The organism is Neofamilia massiliensis (assembly GCF_001299475.1).
Classification (GTDB): Bacteria; Bacillota; Clostridia; order Tissierellales; family Peptoniphilaceae; genus Neofamilia; species Neofamilia massiliensis.
The window spans coordinates 1-18,740 of the sequence record NZ_CYUJ01000003.1; the positions used below are offsets into that span (position 1 = coordinate 1).

Below are 18,740 nucleotides of genomic sequence, written 5' to 3' on the forward strand. Positions count from 1 at the left end.
AGAATATACTCCTTAGAAAGGAGGTGATCCAGCCGCACCTTCCGGTACGGCTACCTTGTTACGACTTCACCCCAGTCATTCAATTTGCCTTAGGAGGCTGCTTCCATATGGTTAGCTCACCTACTTTGGGCCCCTCGAACTTCCATGGTGTGACGGGCGGTGTGTACAAGACCCGGGAACGCATTCACCGCGACATTCTGATTCGCGATTACTAGCAACTCCGACTTCATGTACTCGAGTTGCAGAGTACAATCCGAACTGAGATTGGCTTTTTGAGATTTGCTTGACATCGCTGTTTTGCTGCTCTCTGTACCAACCATTGTAGCACGTGTGTAGCCCAGGACATATAGGGCATGATGATTTGACGTCATCCCCACCTTCCTCCGATTTCTTATCGGCAGTCTTGCTAGAGTCCTCATCCTAAATGTTAGTAACTAGCCACAGGGGTTGCGCTCGTTGCCAGACTTAACTGAACATCTCACGACACGAGCTGACGACAACCATGCACCACCTGTATTAGTGTTTCATAGAAAACAGTGTATCTCTACACTTGGCACTAGTATGTCAAGTCCTGGTAAGGTTCTTCGCGTTGCTTCGAATTAAACCACATGCTCCGCTGCTTGTGCGGGTCCCCGTCAATTCCTTTGAGTTTCATACTTGCGTACGTACTCCCCAGGCGGAGTGCTTATTGCGTTAACTGCGGCACCGAGATTTGACTCCCGACACCTAGCACTCATCGTTTACGGCGTGGACTACCAGGGTATCTAATCCTGTTTGCTACCCACGCTTTCGTTCCTCAGCGTCAGTTAAAGGCCAGTAAGTCGCCTTCGCTACTGGTATTCCTCCTAATATCTACGCATTTCACCGCTACACTAGGAATTCCACTTACCTCTCCTTCACTCAAGTTATGCAGTTTCAGATGCTCAATGTGGTTAAGCCACAAGATTTCACATCTGACATGCATTACCGCCTACGAACCCTTTACGCCCAATGATTCCGGACAACGCTCGCCCCCTACGTATTACCGCGGCTGCTGGCACGTAGTTAGCCGGGGCTTTCTTCTATGGTACCGTCATTATCTTCCCATAGGACAGAGCTTTACGAGACGAATCCCTTCTTCGCTCACGCGGCGTCGCTGCATCAGGGTTTCCCCCATTGTGCAATATTCCCCACTGCTGCCTCCCGTAGGAGTTTGGGCCGTGTCTCAGTCCCAATGTGGCCGTTCACCCTCTCAGGCCGGCTACTGATCATGGCCTTTGGTAACCTTTATTTTCACCAACTACCTAATCAACCCCAACCCATCATTCAACCGAAAATCTTTGACCTTTAAAGTAATCCTACTCCATGGTTTAATTTGGTATTAACCCAATTTTCCCAAGGCATTCCAATGTGTATGGCAGATTGCTCACGTGTTACTCACCCGTCCGCCGCTAATCCAGAAATGCGTCACTCCGAAGAGATCTGCTTTTCTTTCATCGCTCGACTTGCATGTGTTAGGCACGCCGCCAGCGTTCGTCCTGAGCCAGGATCAAACTCTCCAAAAAAATTTTTGTTCATTTAATCTTTAAGCTCATCTAAAAACTGACTTTGTTCGCTTTTATTTCGCTTGTGTGTTTTTTTCGTTCTCACACTATATTCAATTTATTTGGTTCTTGCTTTCCCAAAAGGTTAGCTTGATTATCTTATCAAATCTATTTTATCTTGTCAAGGCCTTTTTTAAAGTTTTTTAATTTTCTTTACTTTAACCTTACATTCCCTTTCGAGACAGCTTATTTATCTTACCAAGCCACTATTCTTTTGTCAAGAACTTTTTTTAGAAAACTTTTTTCTTTTTTATAGATTTTCTTCTTTACCTCAAACAACTTTCTCTAAAATCAGCGATTTCTTTCTATATTATAATGATCATATACTTTTTTATTTTTAGTCTTTTTCATTTTTTCTTTACTTTTTCTTGTATTTGTGTTTATCTTATGCTAATATACTAATGTTAATAATTTTATGGAGGTGACTATATGTCTAAAAAATGTGATGTGTGCGGAAAAGGTAAAATGTTTGGTAATCAAGTTTCATTCTCTCATAGAAGGAGCCGTAAGTCCTGGTCACCAAATGTACAATCAGTAAAAGCTGTTGTTAATGGAACAACTAAAAAGATTAATGTTTGTACTAAATGTTTAAAGAGTGGAAAAGTAGATAGAGCAATATAAATATATTGGCTTTAAACTTACTAGTGTTGATTTAATAATCAACACTCTTTTTATTTTAAAAGAGAGCCTGCTATTATTTGCTGACTCTCTTTCTTTATTTTTAATTTATATTTTTAAGTCTTTTGTATCTTTCTATATTTTCATCTGATAGAAATTCATTGGCTTCATTAATTTTTTGAAAGACTTCAGTTGCATCTTCAGCCTTGTTTATATCAGGGTGATATTTTTTCGCCATTTTTCTATAAGCTAGTTTTATTTCATACTTATCCACTGTTGGATCAAGTTCTAATGTTCTACATGATGCTTCATATTTATCAATAAAATCATTAGTTGGATTGTAAAAATTTCCTTGATTATAGTTTTGATTATTATTGTAATCTCTATAATAGCCTCCGTTATAACCCTGGCTATTCATATTTTCATAGAAATCCTTAAACATTTCTTCCCACATTTTTTGTGTTTGTTCGGCTCGTCTTTGAGATTCTTTTCGCCTAGCTTCTTCTTGTTGTCTAAAGTATTCATTTTTATAAGATCCAAAAGAGCCTCTTCTATTATCTTTTCCTAATAAATAATAATCGGCTTTGTCATAAAAGTATTCTGTTGAAATATATTGAATGTACTTTAAATAGGATATTAATCCCCTGCCAAGTAAGGGTACTATAAATAATATAATTAACAAAACCAATATTAAAGGATTTAAGATTATAAAAGTCCACAGTAAAGGGTTTATTAAAAAGAAAACAAATAAGAGTGTAAAAACACCTAAAAGTTTCTTTACATTATCTATAAGCATAACAATAAGCTCTAATATAAATATCAAAGCCGTTGTTATTAATTCTAATATTTTTCCTAATCCTTTATAAAAGTATCCAGCTATATTATTCAAAAATTCATCTTCTCCAATTTCCTCAAATTTAAATGATGTAGAACACAGAAGAGATTATATGTCACTAGCAAGTCTTTCTTGTTTGTTATAATCTACTACATAATTAGCTATATTTACGCAGTGGTCAGAAACTCTTTCTAGGTTGCTAATTACATCTAAAAACATTACGCCAGATTTTATGTCACAAGTCCCATCAGATAGTCTTTCAATATGGCTGTTTCTATATGTTTCTTCTAATCTATCTATTTCGTCTTCTATTTTAAATATAAGTTTTGCATCTTCTTGGCTAAGGGCAGTAAATGACTCCTTAGCTACTTTAATATTTTCTAATACTAAAGAAAACATATAATTAAGTTCATCTTTAGCAACATCAGAAAAGTTTATACTTTCATCATTACTTGTTACTGCTGAATCATTAATGTTTTTTACATGATCGCCTATTCTTTCTATATCGCTTAGAGCATATAAAAATATATCATTTAGGGCTCTTTGTTCATCAGAGATTTCAGTTTTATTTAATCTAACTATAAATTCTGTAATGTGTTCATTTAAATAGTTAATGGTTTGTTCTATTGAATAGATCTTATCTATAAGATCAAATTTTTTATTAACTAAGGCGTCATTTGATAAAATTATATTGCTTTCTGCAAACTCAAACATCCTGTCAATTTCTTTAAATAACTGATTTGTTGCTACTGATGGAGTTTCGATCATTCTAACATCTAGGTATTTTAATGATTTTTCTTCTACAGTGTCTTCGCCCTTTACTAAGGCCTTAACAATTTTTATGTGTAAGTTAGCAAATGGGACTTGAATTAAAACATTTGTAAGATTAAAAATCGTATGGGCATTTGCTATTTGTCTAACTATATCATCTGGAGTTAGGCTTTGAACGAGTCTGGTTACTGGTATTCTAAGTCCTGCTAAAAAGATTATTGATCCAATTACATTAAATAAAAAGTGTAGAAGCGCTGCTCTTTTTGCATTTCTACTTGCTCCTATTGAAGAAATCATTGCAGTTGTAGTTGTACCAATGTTTTCTCCAAGAATGATGGAGAAAGCTACTGGAAATGGAATTAGGCCTTGCATAGCAGTAGCTTGTAAGATACCCATGGTTGCACTTGAAGATTGTAAAACAGTTGTAATTAAAAACCCAACAAAAACCCCTAAAATTGGGTTTTCTAATTTTACAATCATTTCAGCAAAAACAGGACTATTTTGTAAAGGTATTAGACCCTGGCTCATCATATTTAATCCAACAAATAATAATCCAAAGCCTATTACTATATCTGCTAAATCTTTTTTCTTACTAGTCTTAAAGGCTAGTTTTAAAGCAACACCAATAGCAACTGCTACTGGAGCAATGTCTGTAAGCCTAAAAGCTATAATTTGTGATGTTACTGTAGTACCAAGATTGGCACCCATAATAACACTAAAGGCCTGGGTCAAGTTCATTAATCCAGCGTTAACAAAACCTATTACCATTACTGTAGTGGCACTTGATGATTGGATAATCATAGTTACTACAGTTCCTAGTAATATTCCCATAAACTTGTTTTTTGTTAAAAAACCTAAAATTTCTCTTAATCTCTTACCTGCAGCTTTTTGCAAGGAGTCTCCCATTAGGTTCATTCCGTAAATAAATAAACCTAGACCTCCTAAAGCAGCTAAAATATTTGCCATTTTTTACTCCAGTTCTTCAAAATCCAATTGTCTTAACGCTTCAAATAGTATTATATTTGCTGAATTTGCCAAATTTAAAGATCTACCATAGTCTTTTAGCATAGGTATTCTTATATTGTGATCAGGCTCAAGGTTTAATATTTCTTTTGATAAGCCCTTAGTTTCTTTACCAAAAACTATAAAATCGCCTTCTTTATAAGAAACATCAGTATATCTCTTTTTTGCTTTTGTTGTAGCAAAGTAAAAATTATGTTTGTCTTTATACTTATTATATAAGTCAAGAAAAGAATCATAATATTCAATTACAGCTAATTCCCAATAATCTAAGCCTGCTCTTTTAACTTTCTTATCTTCCATATCAAAACCTAAAGGCTTAACTAGATGGAGTTTAGAAGAAGTAAGGCCACATGTTCTTACCAAGGCTCCTGTATTAAAAGGTATTTCTGGTTCGACAAATACTATATTTAGCATAGTTTACTCCTTAATCTTGCTAATAATTTTATCTCTTTATTCCTATTTTAATATAAGTTTCTGATAAGTTAAATAGTTTTAATGCTTTTCTAATAAATTTTACAAAATTTATTAGAAAAAACTTCTATTAAAAATTTCCAATAATAAAGGGAGTTTGAACTCCCTTGTATAATTTATTTTATTATTTTAAGCTTGATCCACCTTTTGTTCCATAAGATGTCTTTAGATAAATATCAGATTCAAATGTAACTAGGTTTTTATCTTTTTCTTCTTGGTTTTTTAAAGCTATTTCAATAAGTCTGTCCATTAATTCTTTAAAACTTATTCCAACTTTTTCCCAAAGATGGTAGCTTGTAGATCCTGGTAGGGTATTTATTTCATTTACATAAACTTTTTCATTGTCTTCAAGCAAAAAGTCTATCCTAGCTGTTCCAGCACAGTTAATAACTTTAAAGGCTTCTTTTGCTAAATCTTCAATTTGTTTTTTTACATCTTCTGTAACATCTGCAGGTATTCTTCTGGTAGTTTTAGAGTCTTTGCTGTATTTATCTTGAAAATTTTGTACATCTTTCCAGCCAATTGGTTCTTCTAATACAGATGTTATTAAATCATCATTTCTACCTAAGACTGCACAATTAATTTCTCTTAAGTTTTCAATTGCTTCTTCAATTATAATTTTGTTATCATAATTAATAGCTACTTCTATTGATTGAATTAAACTATCTCTATCTATAGCCTTAGAAATTCCTATACTAGAACCAAGATTTGAAGGTTTAACCATTAGAGGATAGGAAAGTTTTTCAACTTCTTCAATAACTTGGTCTTTGTTAGTTTTCCACCTATCTCTATAAAACCAGTAGTAATTAACTGTTGGTATATTATTTTGCTTATAAACATCCTTCATTAATACCTTGTCCATTCCTATAGATGAAGCTAATACATCTCCTCCTGTATATGGAAGACCAATAGTATCTAAAAGTCCTTGAATAGTTCCATCTTCAGCATTGGTTCCATGAAGGCCAAGTATAGCTACATCAAGGTCACAATACTTTTTAAGTGACTTGTAGGATTCTCTTTTGCCAAATAAACCTCCAGAAACTTCCTTGTCTTCAAGAACATAAAGAGTCTTTGATCCATATGTAGGCATTAAAAATACCTCTCTGCAGTTTGAAAAATCTCTTTTTTTATAAGTTTCAAATTTATCTAAGCCTGGTCCAACTAACCATTTCCCAGTATTGCTTATATAAATTGGATATACTTTGTATTTTGATTTGTCTAAGTTTTCGATCATTTGCATGGCAGTTATAACTGCTACCTCATGCTCTACACTTCTACCACCTATTAGAACACCAACATTTAGCATCCCTATTCCTCCTCGCTGTAATTATCAGGCAAATCATTTTCAAATAAAATAACATCACCTGGATTTAACATTGTTGAAAAAATTTCAGTAGCTTCATTTAAAGAATCGCAAGAAAATATATTATCATCAGTGAAATTTTCTTCTATTAGCCCTTCTCTAATTGCTGTTGTCCTCTTTTTACCAATTAAAAAGACCAAGTCAGCTACTTTTGAAATTTCTTGACCAAATTTTTTATTTTCTATATATTCTAGTTCTCCTAGTTCTATCATTCCAGGAGTTACAATGATTTTCTTTCCGTTTTTAAATTCATTAAGGACTTCTAAAGCAGCCCTTGCTCCAGCAGGATTAGAATTAAATCCGTCATCTATAATAATAACCCCATTAGGAGAATCAATCAAGCTTAACCTGTGGTCAATCGGCTCAATTTTTGAAATACCTAAAGCTATTTGATCTAGGTCCAAACCTAAGGTAAAAGCAGCTGTAGCTCCTGCTAATATATTTCTAATATTGTGTCTACCTAAAATTTTTGTCTGACAAGGTATTCGACCTAGATCTTTAATGACTAAAGTAAAGCTAGACCCTTTTTCAGAAACTGCTATGTCCTTGGCATAGACATCTAGTCTATCTATGATATCAAGTCCAAAGTAGTATTTTTTTATTTTAGTTTTTTCAGCAACTTCCTTTAAATTCTCGTCATCATAGTTAAATATAGCAATTCCATCTTCAGGCAAGGATTCAATTAATTCATATTTAGTAGCTATAATATTTTCTATAGAGCCAAACGTTTCTAAATGTGCAGGTCCAATTGACGTCAATATCCCTATTTGAGGTTGAACTAGGTCTGCACACTCTTTAATTTCCCCCTTACAATATGCTCCCATTTCTGCAATAAAAACTTCCTTATCTTCAGTTAGTTCATTATTTATAACTTTTGATAGGCCCATTGGAGTATTATAAGATGACGGTGTATCTTGTACCTTATATTTTTCTTTTAAAATTGTAGAGGTGATAAATTTAGTTGAAGTTTTTCCATAGGAACCTGTTATTCCAACTACTGTTAGATTTTCTAGGCCTTTAATCTTATTTTGAGCCTGCTTGTAGAAGCCCATATTTATTTTATCTTCTCTTTTTTGGTTTAACTTAGCTGACCAAATCATTATACTTGGTTGGAAAAAAACTATAAGAAGGCCTACTACTATTAAAATAATAGTCCAGGCAATGTTATTGTTTAAATCTGCTTTTAACACAATAATATTTATAGCAAGTAAAGCAATAAATAAAAATAAGTTTAAAGTTTTATGTCTTTGAAGAGTTCTCTTCGCCCTATCTGTCATAACAAGAGGCGTCTTATCTTCTTTTACTATTGGGTCAAGAGAAAACATCTTATAAGAATCTTCCTTCAACCAATTTTTATATTTATTTAAATCATAACCGACAAGTTGTAAAAGATGAAGAGAGCTAAGACATCTCTTTTTTGGATCTATATAAACATATACTCCAATAAGTAATAATAATATAATGCTTATCATATAATCTCCTTACATATAAGAATTAATTACAGCAGAAAATGTTCCATAGTCGTCTATGTAGGAAAAATGTCCTGCGTTTTTTAAAACAACTAAACCGCTTTTATGAATTAGTTGTTCAAATTTCTTCCCTAAATATAAGGGAGTTGCATCGTCGTCTTCTCCCCATATTAATAAGGTATCTGCCTTAATTTTTTTCAAATCTTCAGCGATGTTTTCATTAACTACAGTGACCATAATTTTCCTCATAATTCCAGAGGAATTTTGATAATCATCTGAGCCTCGACTTTTTTTAAAGTTTTCTAATTTTTCTTCTTTGTTTTTTATTGGTAGAAGCTTATAAAATTTCTTTATGGCCTTGTATGAATAAACCTTAAAGTAATATGAGATTCCTCTCTTTGGAATTAATCCAGCAGAATCAATTAGAATAAGCTTATCGACTTTTTCTGGATGATTGGCTGCTATTATAGATGAAATCTTTCCGCCAAAAGAATGACCAAAAAAGCTAGCCTTTGTAATATTTAGACTTTCAATTAAGTCTAAAATATAGTCTGCGTAGTCATATGAATTTAAAACCTCTTTCGGCTCTTCAGACATACCAAAACCAGGTAAATCTATTAAGACTACCCTGTACCTATCTTTTATTAGATTTGCTATTGGGACCATAGTCTCTTTACTTGCTCCCCAACCGTGAAGAAAGACTGCAATATTGTCAAAGTCTCCTTGGTCTAAATAATTTATTTTTAAGTCTTTAATCGTTTTTTCCATTATTTCCTCTAAAAGATTATACCATAAATAAATGTCCATAACAAAAAAACACTCCTCTTTTTTTAAGAAGAGTGTTTTAAATTTTTAATTAGAATAAACCAAAATATCCAACAAATAATGGAGCGAATACAAGAGATACAATAGTCATAAGTTTAATTAAAATATTAATTGATGGACCTGAAGTATCTTTAAATGGATCTCCTACAGTGTCTCCTGTAACTGCTGCTGCATGAGCAGGGCTTCCTTTTCCGCCATATTTGCCTTCTTCAATATATTTCTTAGCATTATCCCAAGCTCCACCAGCATTTGACATAAAGATTGCCATTAGTACACCTGATACAAGTGCACCTGCTAGCATTCCACCTAGGGCTTCTGATCCTAAAATCAATCCTACTGCTACTGGAGAAATAATAGCCATTAATCCTGGGATAATCATTTCTCTTAGGGCAGCTGCTGTAGAAATATCTACACATTTTGCATATTCTGGTATAGAAGTTCCTTCCATAATTCCAGGGATTTCCTTAAATTGTCTTCTAACTTCTTCAATCATTGAGTTGGCAGCTTTTCCAACTGCATTCATAGTATAAGCTGAGAAAGCAAATGGTAGCATACCACCAATAAACATACCAGCAATTACTCCTGGTTTTGTAACGTCAATTGATTGTAGTTGAACAGCTTGAGTATAAGAAACAAATAGGGATAGAGCTGTAAGTGCAGCTGATCCAATAGCAAATCCTTTACCGATTGCTGCTGTTGTATTTCCTACTGCATCTAAAGAGTCAGTAATTTCTCTAACATTGTCTGGAAGTTCGCACATTTCTGCAATACCACCAGCATTGTCAGCAATTGGTCCATAAGCGTCAACTGCTATAGTAATACCAGCAGTTGATAGCATGCCTACTGCTGCAATTGCAATACCATAAAGACCTTGAAGTGTGTTGGTGTTTCCTCCAGCTCCTGTAAATGCAACAATAATTCCAATTCCAATAATAATTATTGGTCCTACTGTAGACATCATTCCAGCTGCTAACCCAGAAATAATATTTGTTGATGCTCCAGTTTGAGAGTCGTGAGCAATCTTTTTAACTGCTTGGTAGTCAGCTGATGTATAAACTTCTGTTAATTTAGAAATTACAAGTCCAACAACAACACCTGCTGCAACACCAATAAATGGTCTAAGTGATTTTAATAGAATTAGTGAGAATATTGCTCCTGCAATTAAAGTAACAGCTGAAGCAGCATAAGTTCCCATGTTTAATGCTTTTTGTGGGTCTTTGTCACCTTTTACAGTATAGCATCCAAAAATAGAAGCTAAAATACCTACTGATGCTAGGATAAATGTATAAGTTACACCAGCTGTGTTATAAGCTGATAAGCCTAAAACTAATCCTGAAAGTAAAGCTCCTACATAAGATTCGAAAAGGTCAGCTCCCATTCCAGCTACGTCACCAACATTGTCTCCAACGTTATCTGCAATTACTGCTGGGTTTCTTGGGTCGTCTTCTGGAATTCCTGCTTCAACTTTACCTACAAGGTCAGCTCCAACGTCTGCTGCCTTAGTATAAATACCTCCACCTACTCTTGAGAATAATGCAATTGAAGATGCACCTAGAGAGAAACCATAAACAACATCAGTATTTCCTCCAGATAAAAAGTAAGAAAGAGAAATTCCAATAATTCCTAATCCAACAACGCACATTCCCATAACTGCTCCACCTGAAAAAGCAACGTCTAATGCTTTAGCCATACCACTTTGCATAGCTGAGTTAGAAGTTCTAACATTTGCCTTAGTAGCAACGTTCATTCCAATGTATCCAGCTAAAATTGAAAATGCAGCTCCAAATACAAAAGTAAGTGGTAGAGCAAAAGTTTTTCCACCTACAAAAAATAAAATAATAATCATAGCAAGGGTAAAGATTCCTATAACTTTATACTCCCTGCCTAAAAATGCCATAGCACCATCATGAATATAGCCAGAAATTTCTTTCATTCTATCATTTCCAGCATCGATCTTATTAATAAAGCTGATTCTAGAAAAAGCAAAAATTAAAGCAATTACTCCAACTATTGGTGCTAAATAATTTAAAAAATCCATTTCTTCCTCCTACGCTCTTGCTAGTAATATTAGAGAAATAGCTAGTACAATAGCTGCTATAATATTAGCCCTATTAATCATTGCTTCTTTACTATTTCCCTTGTTTCCTTCCCAGAATGATTCAGAAGCACCGCCGCCCATAATGGCAGCCATGTTATTTTCTGCTGGTTCTGAAATAAGTGTCAAAATAATAAGTGTTAAACTTGAAACTAACACTAGTATTGACAATAATGTTGTCATAATCTTCCTCCATTCATAAGTTAAATACAATATATAAATATTAGCATAATAGCTATCTATTTACAATATTAAATGCTATTTCCCTAAATTTTAAGGTTGTTTTTTACATCATTAATCTAGATGCCAAAGAGTTATTAGATTTTTGCATAAATAAACTGTTAGTAATATCATCAATAATAGACCTAACATCTTCAATGTTTTCTATAAATTCTTCAATTTTAATTCTAGAAAAAAAATTTATATCTTTATTAAAAATATCTTGGTCTATAAATTCATCATTTATATCTAAAAAACCATTTGATCTATCATAATTAGTGACTTGTTCCAACTCTGATTCAAATAAGTCGATAAACCTTTCGCTGAATTCTAATTTTTTAAATAGATAATCAGCAATTCTACTATCAAGAGCCTTGCCTCTGTAAGAATTATTAGTTAGAAATAAATCTAGCTCATCTAAATTATCCTTAAGAAGATTTGTAATTGAGTCTAGTTCTCTAGAAAGTTCTAGGCCTATTTCTATTATACTTTGTAGCTGTAAGTCCTCTATAGCCAAGTCTTTATAAAACATAATAATTTTATCACCTGTTACATAAATCTTTGTATTTACAATAGTCATTACAAGTCTGACAATAATTGTACTTGTCTATACTATCATTGTCTCTTATAAATCTCAAGAAGTAGTTTAAATCTTTTTTCAATTTTTCTATTTCCTCTTTAACTAATGTAATTTCAACTAATTCATTAGCTTCTAAAAATAATAAATAAGATCCCTTTATTGGTTTGGAAAAAATTTCTTCAGCTGCTAATGAATAAATTAAAATTTGATCTTTATAAGTCTTTGCCAAATCAAAAGTTTTTCCGTATCTATTAGTTTTAAAGTCTACAATTATTATTCCATTTTCTGAAAGAATTAACTGGTCTATAGCTCCTTGGATAAATCCACTTTCTAAATTTAAAATAAAAGGAAACTCAAAATACTTCTCTCCTTTGATTATATTGTTTTTATAAGACCTAAGGTTTTTTCCCAACCTTTTAATAATTCTAAGATCATTATCTACACTATAATCTTTTAGTTTTAAAGCAATTAGATCATTAATATCTGTATAGATTTCAATTTCTTCTATTATAGAGTGAACTAGGCTGCCATACTCTGTAGGTGATAGTGGGAACTCATCTTTAAATTTCAATTCATCTTCATAATTATAGAAATCTTCTTCTGAGTCAGTAGAAATTTTGATTTCATCTTGAAGGCCTAGCTTGTATTTATAGTAGTATTCTCTTGGACATCTTTTATAGACCATATAGGCTGAAATACTACTTGTAGTTTTTATTTTTTCTTTTGGCCTAAGTTTACTATCTCTTAGTTCACTTTCATCAGTAGATATTTTTCTGATTTCTTTTTTTCCTAAAATCTGTTTTGGCATATCTTTTATTATTTTATAATCATAATCTTCTAATGATTCAAGTAAGGCTAAAAAACTATTGTCATCAGCTGATCTTAGATTTTCTTTAGTTGATATAAATATAAAATCTTCCTTGGCTCTGGTTACACATACATATAAAAGTCTATCCCTTTCTTCGAGGTCTTCTAAGAAGTTTTTATCTTGGACCAAGGAGAAGGCTTGACTATCTTTTGATGTCCTTATTCCGTAACCATATTTATCGTTTAAAATTATAGAGTTCTTTTCTTTTGCTGGACTATTTTGGCTATCATAAAAAATTACACTTTTAAATTCAAGACCTTTGGATCCATGAATAGTCATTAAATTAACTGCGCCTTTAGTAGATAAAACTAGGGCTTCATTTAGATCGCCTTTTTCTTCTAACAAGAGAAAGTCTAAAAATTCATTTATAGAAGAAGAGTTGTTTTCTTCAAATATAAGGATCATTTCCTCAAACTTTTTTACATTTTCAATTTCTTGTTTTGTAGAAGATGTTATAGTTAAAAATTCATAGTAGTTACAGTTGTTAATAAAAGTTTTAAAAATTTCATATATAGAAACATTATTTTTAATAGATAAAATATTTTCTAAAACGCCCCTAGCAAATATTAAATCTCCATCATCTCCTGAATAATTAAAGAGGTTATATTTTAGGCTCTTGTCAGAAGCTTTGGCTAACTTAAAAAGACTATTATCGTCTATTATAAAAAAATTACTTCTTAAAAGACCATAAAGGCTTTCTGAGTCTTCTGGATTATTTAAGAACTTAAAAAATAAAATTATATCTAAAATCTCTCTCTTATTATAAAAGTTTCTGGACTTTGGATTTATATAAGGAATATTATAGGCTGAAAGATAGTATTCAAGTTCAGCCAGTTTTGTAGACGACCTAAACAAGACACCTATCTCAGATAAGTCTCGTCCTTGGTTTTGTAAATCTAAAATTTTTCTAGCTACAATTTCTCCTTCTTCTAGCTGGTCTCCTTCTTCAGCTACAATGTTTACATACTCAATTTTTTTATTGTACAAGTCATCTTTAGCCCAAGGAATTTTTGCTTCTAAGTTTGTATAGTCTTTCGCCATTAGTCTTGTAAATAAGTCATTAGCATAATTAACTAAGGTATGAGAAGACCTATAATTTTCTTTTAATTCTATGATTTTTCCACCAGTTTTTTCTATGTCTTCCCTAACTTCTTTAAAGACATTTAAATCAGAACCTCTAAAGCCATAAATAGATTGCTTAGGGTCCCCTACTACAAATAGATTTTTTCTGTCTAAAAGATTTTTATCTGTGGAAATTTTATAGAAGATCTTTTTTTGATAGGAGTTTGTATCTTGAAACTCATCTATCATAATGTGACTATATTTATTTTTTATCTCGTCTAAAATTTTTTTATCATCTAAAAGGACATTTGTATAATATAAAAGATCTGAAAATTCTACTAGTCCCTTGATCTTCTTCCCTTCCATATAAATCCTATCAAGATCTTTAAGCATAGAATTTATTAGTTCATAATAAACTAAGTCATCTTTTTCGTAAGATAAAATTATAAGCTTTAAGTCCTTTTGAAGAAAGTCTACATCAGATTTTTTAGAAAGATTATCAAGGCCTTTTTTTAGTTCATAAAGGCCTGCCTTGATTATTTCTTGGTCTTCAGTTTTTAAATCGTCAAGAAGGCCATTTTTAATATCTTTGACTATTTTATCTCTGCCGTTAATTATCTTTTCTTCTCTTAAACTCTCTACTGTTTCTGCTACTTTAAAGAGAAAAATATCTAAGTTAAAATCTTCTAAATTATAAAGTGGATTTTTTTCTAATAGCTCATCAAAGTCGTAGCCCTTAGCTTTTATTTTTTTATAAATGTCTCTAAGTTCGTATAAGAAAAAATCTTTTTTGGCATAGTTTTTTTCAACTAAATACTTGGTCAAAGTCTGGTCACTTTGTAAATATTTATCAAAGACTTCTTCCAATGCCTTATTTAAAATAAGATTGGCCTCTGCCTCTTCAATAATTTTATAATCAGAGGGCAGACCTAGTTTAAAGGAATTTTCACTAATGATTTTTTGGCAAAAGCTGTCTATAGTAGAAATATTTAAAAATCCTATGTTTTTATATAGACCTTGAAATCTAGGATCTTCACTTTCTAATATATTAATCTCCTTAGAAATTCTGTCGACCATTTCCTTAGTTGCCTTCTTGGTAAAGGTTATGGCTAAAATTTTTTCCATGGCCTGGCTAGGTTCTAAGGGAGATTTTTTTATTATATTTATAAACCTATGAGTTAAAATTGCTGTTTTTCCTGTTCCAGCTCCAGCTACAACACAAACATTTTCGTCTATGGTGTTTATAGCAAGCTCTTGGTCTTTATTAAATTTCATTAATTCCTAGGTCCTCTTTTCTGCATATTAGTCCATAAGGACACACTTGGCATGTTCTATCATCAATAGGCTTTAGCATAAAGTCTCCTTCTTGAATCTTCGAATCAATTTCTTCAACTAAAGTTTTTAGCTGAGAAAAATATTCTTCTATCTCTGTATCTTCCTCGCCTTTTTTTAGATATTCTTTTTTAAATAGAAAGTTTGCCAGTCTTTCGTTTTCTATTGATCCATAACTTATGCCAGCAAGTTTTTCTTGGCCAAGGATAAGGCCGTAAAGAGAAAGCTGGATGTTTTTAAATTCTGCAAAGGAGTTTTTTGTCGGTATAGCCCGAGACTTGTAGTCGTAAATTATATATGATCCATCATCTCCTAGGTCAACTCTGTCAACTTTGCCGTAAATATTAATCTTGTCATAGGTGTTTTTTATATTTTTTTCAAAATATCTGGCCCAAAAATCTTTTAAAAAAGCTTTTTGGTTGGCTAGGTCTTTTTTTATATAGGCGAAAAGATAATTTTTATAAATTTCTTTTTGATAGTCTTGAAGCTTAAATTGAGAATCCATTTTAGCATCAATGTCATCAATTATTCTAACTAGCCTTTCTTCCATTTCTTCATCTGATAAAAATTTATAGTCATCTTCCTTAAAAAATTCTTCTAAAACCTTGTGATAGATATTTCCCTTATCTATAAAAAAACTGTCTTTGTAATCTAGGTCTAGGCTTTCATATTTTAATATATAGGCCATATAGTATTTAAATGGACAGTCATTGTAGTAACCTAACATTTTTGGCGAATACTCTGACCTGTGAAAGTACAAATCTTTCTCTTTAATAGCTTCAACAAATCCATTAAGACTTGGACTAAAATCTTTTCTCTCTTCATAAAGATCTGTAAGCCTATTTATATTTAAAGCCTGACTCTTTGATAAGTGATTAAAGTCATCGTCTTCATGGCCTAGAAAATTTATTGGAAAGTCCTTACTTGCATAATCGCTTAAATAGTCAGCATTAATTCTCTTTAGAGTATCATTTAACAAGACAGACCTTGAGTCTTTTGCATCCATATCTGAAAAAATATAGGAAAAAATTAAATTTTCTGCAAATGAAACAGTTTGAGAGTATAAAAGTATGCTATTATCGTAGGCTTCATAATAGTCTTCAACTTTAAAGTTTAACTTCTTATGAAAGTTTTTAAACTTGTCGCTATACAAGTAGCCTTTAGTAGATATTTTTGGATAATCGTAGTTTAAACCACAAATAATTTTATAGGGAGTATTTATACCTATAGAATTTACCGCCTTTAGAACTTGGAGGCCTTGGGTTTTATTAGAAGCATAGTAATTTTCGTCTTCTAAATAATTTATTAATAGATCTAAAGTATCGTCAATGTTAAGGTTTAATATGTTTTTAAAGTTTTCAACTTTGAATAAAATTTTTCCCAAAGCATCTACGGCCTGTAAATAATCTGATAAAATTTTTTCATCTTGGTTTTTTATAAAATTCTTTAAGATTTCGCCTTTAAAGTTTTCCTCACAAAAATTATTTTTTAAATAATCAATAGGTTCATTCTTAAAAACATTAAGCTCTTTCTTAAGTCCTTCTAAAAATTTTTTAAGGTCTAAATCAATGTTTTTATACTTGTAATACAAGCCCTTGTAGTCAAATTCTCTTAAGGCTCCTACAAATTCATTTTTATTTATATTTTTGTCAGTATAATTATTGAAGTTTAAATTGTCATCGTAAAAACAAGAAATAAGTTTTTTCTTTTCATCATTTTTAACAAAATATAAAAAATTTAAAATAGAAGAAATTAAAGGCAAGGACCTTAGCTTTTCTTCGTTCATAATATTTAGATCTAGCTTTTCTTCCTTGCCAAGGGTTTTTAAAATATTTTCATAGTCATTTGGAATTATTAGAGAAATTTGGTCTAAGGGTATATCAGCTAGGTTTTTGTTAATGTAATTTATAACCTGCTTAATTTCTTCAAGCTTATTAGCTGCTGGCAAAACTATAGTCTCTATGTCAAAAGTTTTTTCTTGGTCTGAAAATATATCTAGACCAAGGTTAACATTAGAAGCCTCAAAGGTCTCGTCAATTACAAAAGATAGGGCTTCAAGGTCCTTCCTTGTCTTTATTACTTTCCTATTAGGTCTTTTGGTATAAAAAGGAAACTGGACAGTGATTTGATTTCCCATTTCCATTAAGCTTTTAATTAGTTTAAGCTCCTGCCTTCTAAATTCAATAAAACCGTTTATGACAATGTCGTAGTCTTTAATTTTTTGGCTATTCTTTAGATTTTTTATCCCGTCAAAATATAGGCCTATATCATCTTCTAATGAATTTTTCTTTAAAAAATCTTCGTAGGTCTTGTATATATTTGCTAGATTTTTTAAATCTAAGTCTTCGTATACTTGAGATTTATAAGTTTCGCTGTCTATTTCATGAGACTTTAAATCTAAAAGATAATTAAAAATTTCTTTGGCTGTGCCTAGAGATGACGAATAAGTATAAGATTCATCTTCTAAAATCTTTTTTATTATCCATGCCCCCTCTTCTCTTGATATATATTTTTTCTTAGGGGCTTTAAAATCACTTACTAGGTCATCAAAGGTTAGGATGTTCTTAATAGAAACTCCACCTACTGCTTCTGCAAGGGCTTTTCTCATATGGTCCAGTTGAGAATAGTTGGCTAAGATAAAAATTGTCTTCAACCTATCCCTAGCAGCTAGATTTTTAAAATCATTAATATTGTCCCTATTAAAGTCATAACCTATTTCTCTTATAATTAACTTATTCATATTCATTTAAAATTAAAGATGCAGCTCCAATAATTCCTGCGTTATTTAAAAACTTTGCTTTTACTATAGGCATTTGATCAAAGGAATTTATTTTTTCTTGGTAGGCTCTTAAATAATCATCCCACCAAATATGTGAGGAATTAATAACTCCTCCACCAACTATAAAAACTTCTGGATCGAAAAAATTTTTAAAAGAAACAGTTGCTGTAGCCAAGTCGTCGACAAATTTTTCTACAGTCATCTTTGCATAAGGATCGCTTTTAAAGGATTCCATAATTTCAAAACCAGATTTTCTTTGACCTGAAAACTCAAAATATGTTTCTTCTAAACCAGTTCCGCCAACATATCTTTCTGTACAGCCTCTTTGACCACAAGCACAAAGTCTACCATTGGGATAGAGAATTGTGTGACCAAGTTCTGACGCCCTATACCTTGCTCCTCTAATAATGTGGTCTTTGTAGAAAATAAAACCTCCAAGACCTGTCCCTAAAGTTATAGCCAAGGCAGAATCATATCCCTTCCCTGCTCCAAGCCACATTTCACAAAGGCCTGCACAGTTGGCATCATTGTCTATTTTAAATTTTAAATTTGGATGGATGGCTTCTAATTCTTTTTTTATATTCATGCCAATCCAGCCTTCAACATTGCCACCAATTGTAAGAACCTTGCCTTCTTTATAGTCAATTGTTCCAGGTGAGCCTACTCCTACTCCTTCAATTGGCAAATCCGTTTTTAGATCATTTATTAAATCAGCTATGGCTCTTATAACTTCTTTGTTTACTTTAGAAGTTTTAGTTGAAAGACTTTTAATGATTTTTCCATTTTCATCAACTAAGCCGCCTTTTACTCCAGTGCCTCCCAGATCAATACCTATTGCATATTTCAT

At 32.0% G+C, this 18,740-nt stretch carries 13 protein-coding genes and 1 rRNA gene; 1 reads left to right on the forward strand and 13 read right to left on the reverse strand.

All coding sequences use genetic code 11. The annotated features are described in order from the left end of the window. Positions 1 to 16 precede the first annotated feature (16 nt). Positions 17 to 1,544: ribosomal RNA gene (locus BN2667_RS04565) — 16S ribosomal RNA — on the reverse strand. Positions 1,545 to 2,012: 468 nt separating this feature from the next. Between BN2667_RS04565 and rpmB the strand changes: the two genes are divergently transcribed. Beyond that, positions 2,013 to 2,204 carry a 50S ribosomal protein L28 gene (rpmB, locus tag BN2667_RS04570; RefSeq protein ID WP_054252171.1) on the forward strand — a complete coding sequence of 64 codons (192 nt, stop codon included), beginning with the start codon at positions 2,013 to 2,015 and terminating at the stop codon, positions 2,202 to 2,204. Positions 2,205 to 2,304: 100 nt separating this feature from the next. Here rpmB and BN2667_RS09505 read toward each other — a convergent pair whose 3' ends face one another. The 12 genes from BN2667_RS09505 to BN2667_RS04630 all read right to left on the reverse strand — a co-directional run bounded on the left by BN2667_RS09505 (position 2,305) and on the right by BN2667_RS04630 (position 18,740). Continuing rightward, positions 2,305 to 3,090, reverse strand: a complete 786-nt coding sequence (locus tag BN2667_RS09505; RefSeq protein WP_054252172.1) for a DnaJ domain-containing protein — start codon at positions 3,088 to 3,090, stop codon at positions 2,305 to 2,307. Between the two features lie 54 nt (positions 3,091 to 3,144). Beyond that, complete coding sequence (locus BN2667_RS04580; protein WP_054252173.1) at positions 3,145 to 4,773, reverse strand: Na/Pi cotransporter family protein; 1,629 nt, start codon at positions 4,771 to 4,773, stop codon at positions 3,145 to 3,147. Positions 4,774 to 4,776: 3 nt separating this feature from the next. Further along, positions 4,777 to 5,244 (reverse strand): tRNA (cytidine(34)-2'-O)-methyltransferase, encoded by a 468-nt coding sequence (locus BN2667_RS04585; RefSeq protein WP_054252174.1) that lies wholly within the window; start codon positions 5,242 to 5,244, stop codon positions 4,777 to 4,779. Positions 5,245 to 5,425: 181 nt separating this feature from the next. Then, the gene (locus BN2667_RS04590; protein WP_054252175.1) at positions 5,426 to 6,607 is read right to left on the reverse strand and encodes a D-alanine--D-alanine ligase family protein; all 1,182 of its coding nucleotides are present in this window, start codon (positions 6,605 to 6,607) and stop codon (positions 5,426 to 5,428) included. Positions 6,608 to 6,609: 2 nt separating this feature from the next. Next, positions 6,610 to 8,136 carry a UDP-N-acetylmuramoyl-tripeptide--D-alanyl-D-alanine ligase gene (locus tag BN2667_RS04595; RefSeq protein WP_054252176.1) on the reverse strand — a complete coding sequence of 509 codons (1,527 nt, stop codon included), beginning with the start codon at positions 8,134 to 8,136 and terminating at the stop codon, positions 6,610 to 6,612. 9 nt (positions 8,137 to 8,145) lie between these two features. Continuing rightward, positions 8,146 to 8,940, reverse strand: a complete 795-nt coding sequence (locus tag BN2667_RS09325; RefSeq protein ID WP_242848715.1) for an alpha/beta fold hydrolase — start codon at positions 8,938 to 8,940, stop codon at positions 8,146 to 8,148. 49 nt (positions 8,941 to 8,989) lie between these two features. Beyond that, complete coding sequence (locus BN2667_RS04605) at positions 8,990 to 10,996, reverse strand: sodium-translocating pyrophosphatase (RefSeq protein ID WP_054252177.1); 2,007 nt, start codon at positions 10,994 to 10,996, stop codon at positions 8,990 to 8,992. Between the two features lie 9 nt (positions 10,997 to 11,005). Continuing rightward, on the reverse strand, positions 11,006 to 11,236 hold the full coding sequence (secG, locus tag BN2667_RS04610; protein WP_054252178.1) for a preprotein translocase subunit SecG: 231 nt from the start codon (positions 11,234 to 11,236) through the stop codon (positions 11,006 to 11,008). Between the two features lie 103 nt (positions 11,237 to 11,339). Next, positions 11,340 to 11,852, reverse strand: coding sequence for a hypothetical protein (locus BN2667_RS04615; RefSeq protein ID WP_154865156.1), 513 nt, complete (start codon positions 11,850 to 11,852; stop codon positions 11,340 to 11,342). After that, positions 11,815 to 15,057: a UvrD-helicase domain-containing protein gene (locus tag BN2667_RS04620; RefSeq protein WP_054252180.1), complete on the reverse strand. Its 3,243-nt coding sequence runs from the start codon at positions 15,055 to 15,057 to the stop codon at positions 11,815 to 11,817. The genes BN2667_RS04615 and BN2667_RS04620 overlap by 38 nt, the downstream gene beginning before the upstream one ends. Beyond that, positions 15,047 to 17,854: a PD-(D/E)XK nuclease family protein gene (locus BN2667_RS04625; RefSeq protein ID WP_162200278.1), complete on the reverse strand. Its 2,808-nt coding sequence runs from the start codon at positions 17,852 to 17,854 to the stop codon at positions 15,047 to 15,049. The genes BN2667_RS04620 and BN2667_RS04625 overlap by 11 nt, the downstream gene beginning before the upstream one ends. Next, positions 17,847 to 18,740 carry an ROK family protein gene (locus BN2667_RS04630; RefSeq protein WP_054252182.1) on the reverse strand — a complete coding sequence of 298 codons (894 nt, stop codon included), beginning with the start codon at positions 18,738 to 18,740 and terminating at the stop codon, positions 17,847 to 17,849. The genes BN2667_RS04625 and BN2667_RS04630 overlap by 8 nt, the downstream gene beginning before the upstream one ends.

Coding starts and splice junctions, on each gene's coding strand:
- rpmB (WP_054252171.1), top strand. CDS start 2,013: ATGTCTAAAAAATGTGATGTGTGCGGAAAAGGTAAAATGTTTGGTAAT.
- BN2667_RS04580 (WP_054252173.1), bottom strand. CDS start 4,773: ATGGCAAATATTTTAGCTGCTTTAGGAGGTCTAGGTTTATTTATTTAC.
- BN2667_RS04585 (WP_054252174.1), bottom strand. CDS start 5,244: ATGCTAAATATAGTATTTGTCGAACCAGAAATACCTTTTAATACAGGA.
- BN2667_RS04590 (WP_054252175.1), bottom strand. CDS start 6,607: ATGCTAAATGTTGGTGTTCTAATAGGTGGTAGAAGTGTAGAGCATGAG.
- BN2667_RS04595 (WP_054252176.1), bottom strand. CDS start 8,136: ATGATAAGCATTATATTATTATTACTTATTGGAGTATATGTTTATATA.
- BN2667_RS09325 (WP_242848715.1), bottom strand. CDS start 8,940: ATGGACATTTATTTATGGTATAATCTTTTAGAGGAAATAATGGAAAAA.
- BN2667_RS04605 (WP_054252177.1), bottom strand. CDS start 10,996: ATGGATTTTTTAAATTATTTAGCACCAATAGTTGGAGTAATTGCTTTA.
- secG (WP_054252178.1), bottom strand. CDS start 11,236: ATGACAACATTATTGTCAATACTAGTGTTAGTTTCAAGTTTAACACTT.
- BN2667_RS04615 (WP_154865156.1), bottom strand. CDS start 11,852: ATGACTATTGTAAATACAAAGATTTATGTAACAGGTGATAAAATTATT.
- BN2667_RS04620 (WP_054252180.1), bottom strand. CDS start 15,057: ATGAAATTTAATAAAGACCAAGAGCTTGCTATAAACACCATAGACGAA.
- BN2667_RS04625 (WP_162200278.1), bottom strand. CDS start 17,854: ATGAATAAGTTAATTATAAGAGAAATAGGTTATGACTTTAATAGGGAC.
- BN2667_RS04630 (WP_054252182.1), bottom strand. CDS start 18,740: ATGAAATATGCAATAGGTATTGATCTGGGAGGCACTGGAGTAAAAGGC.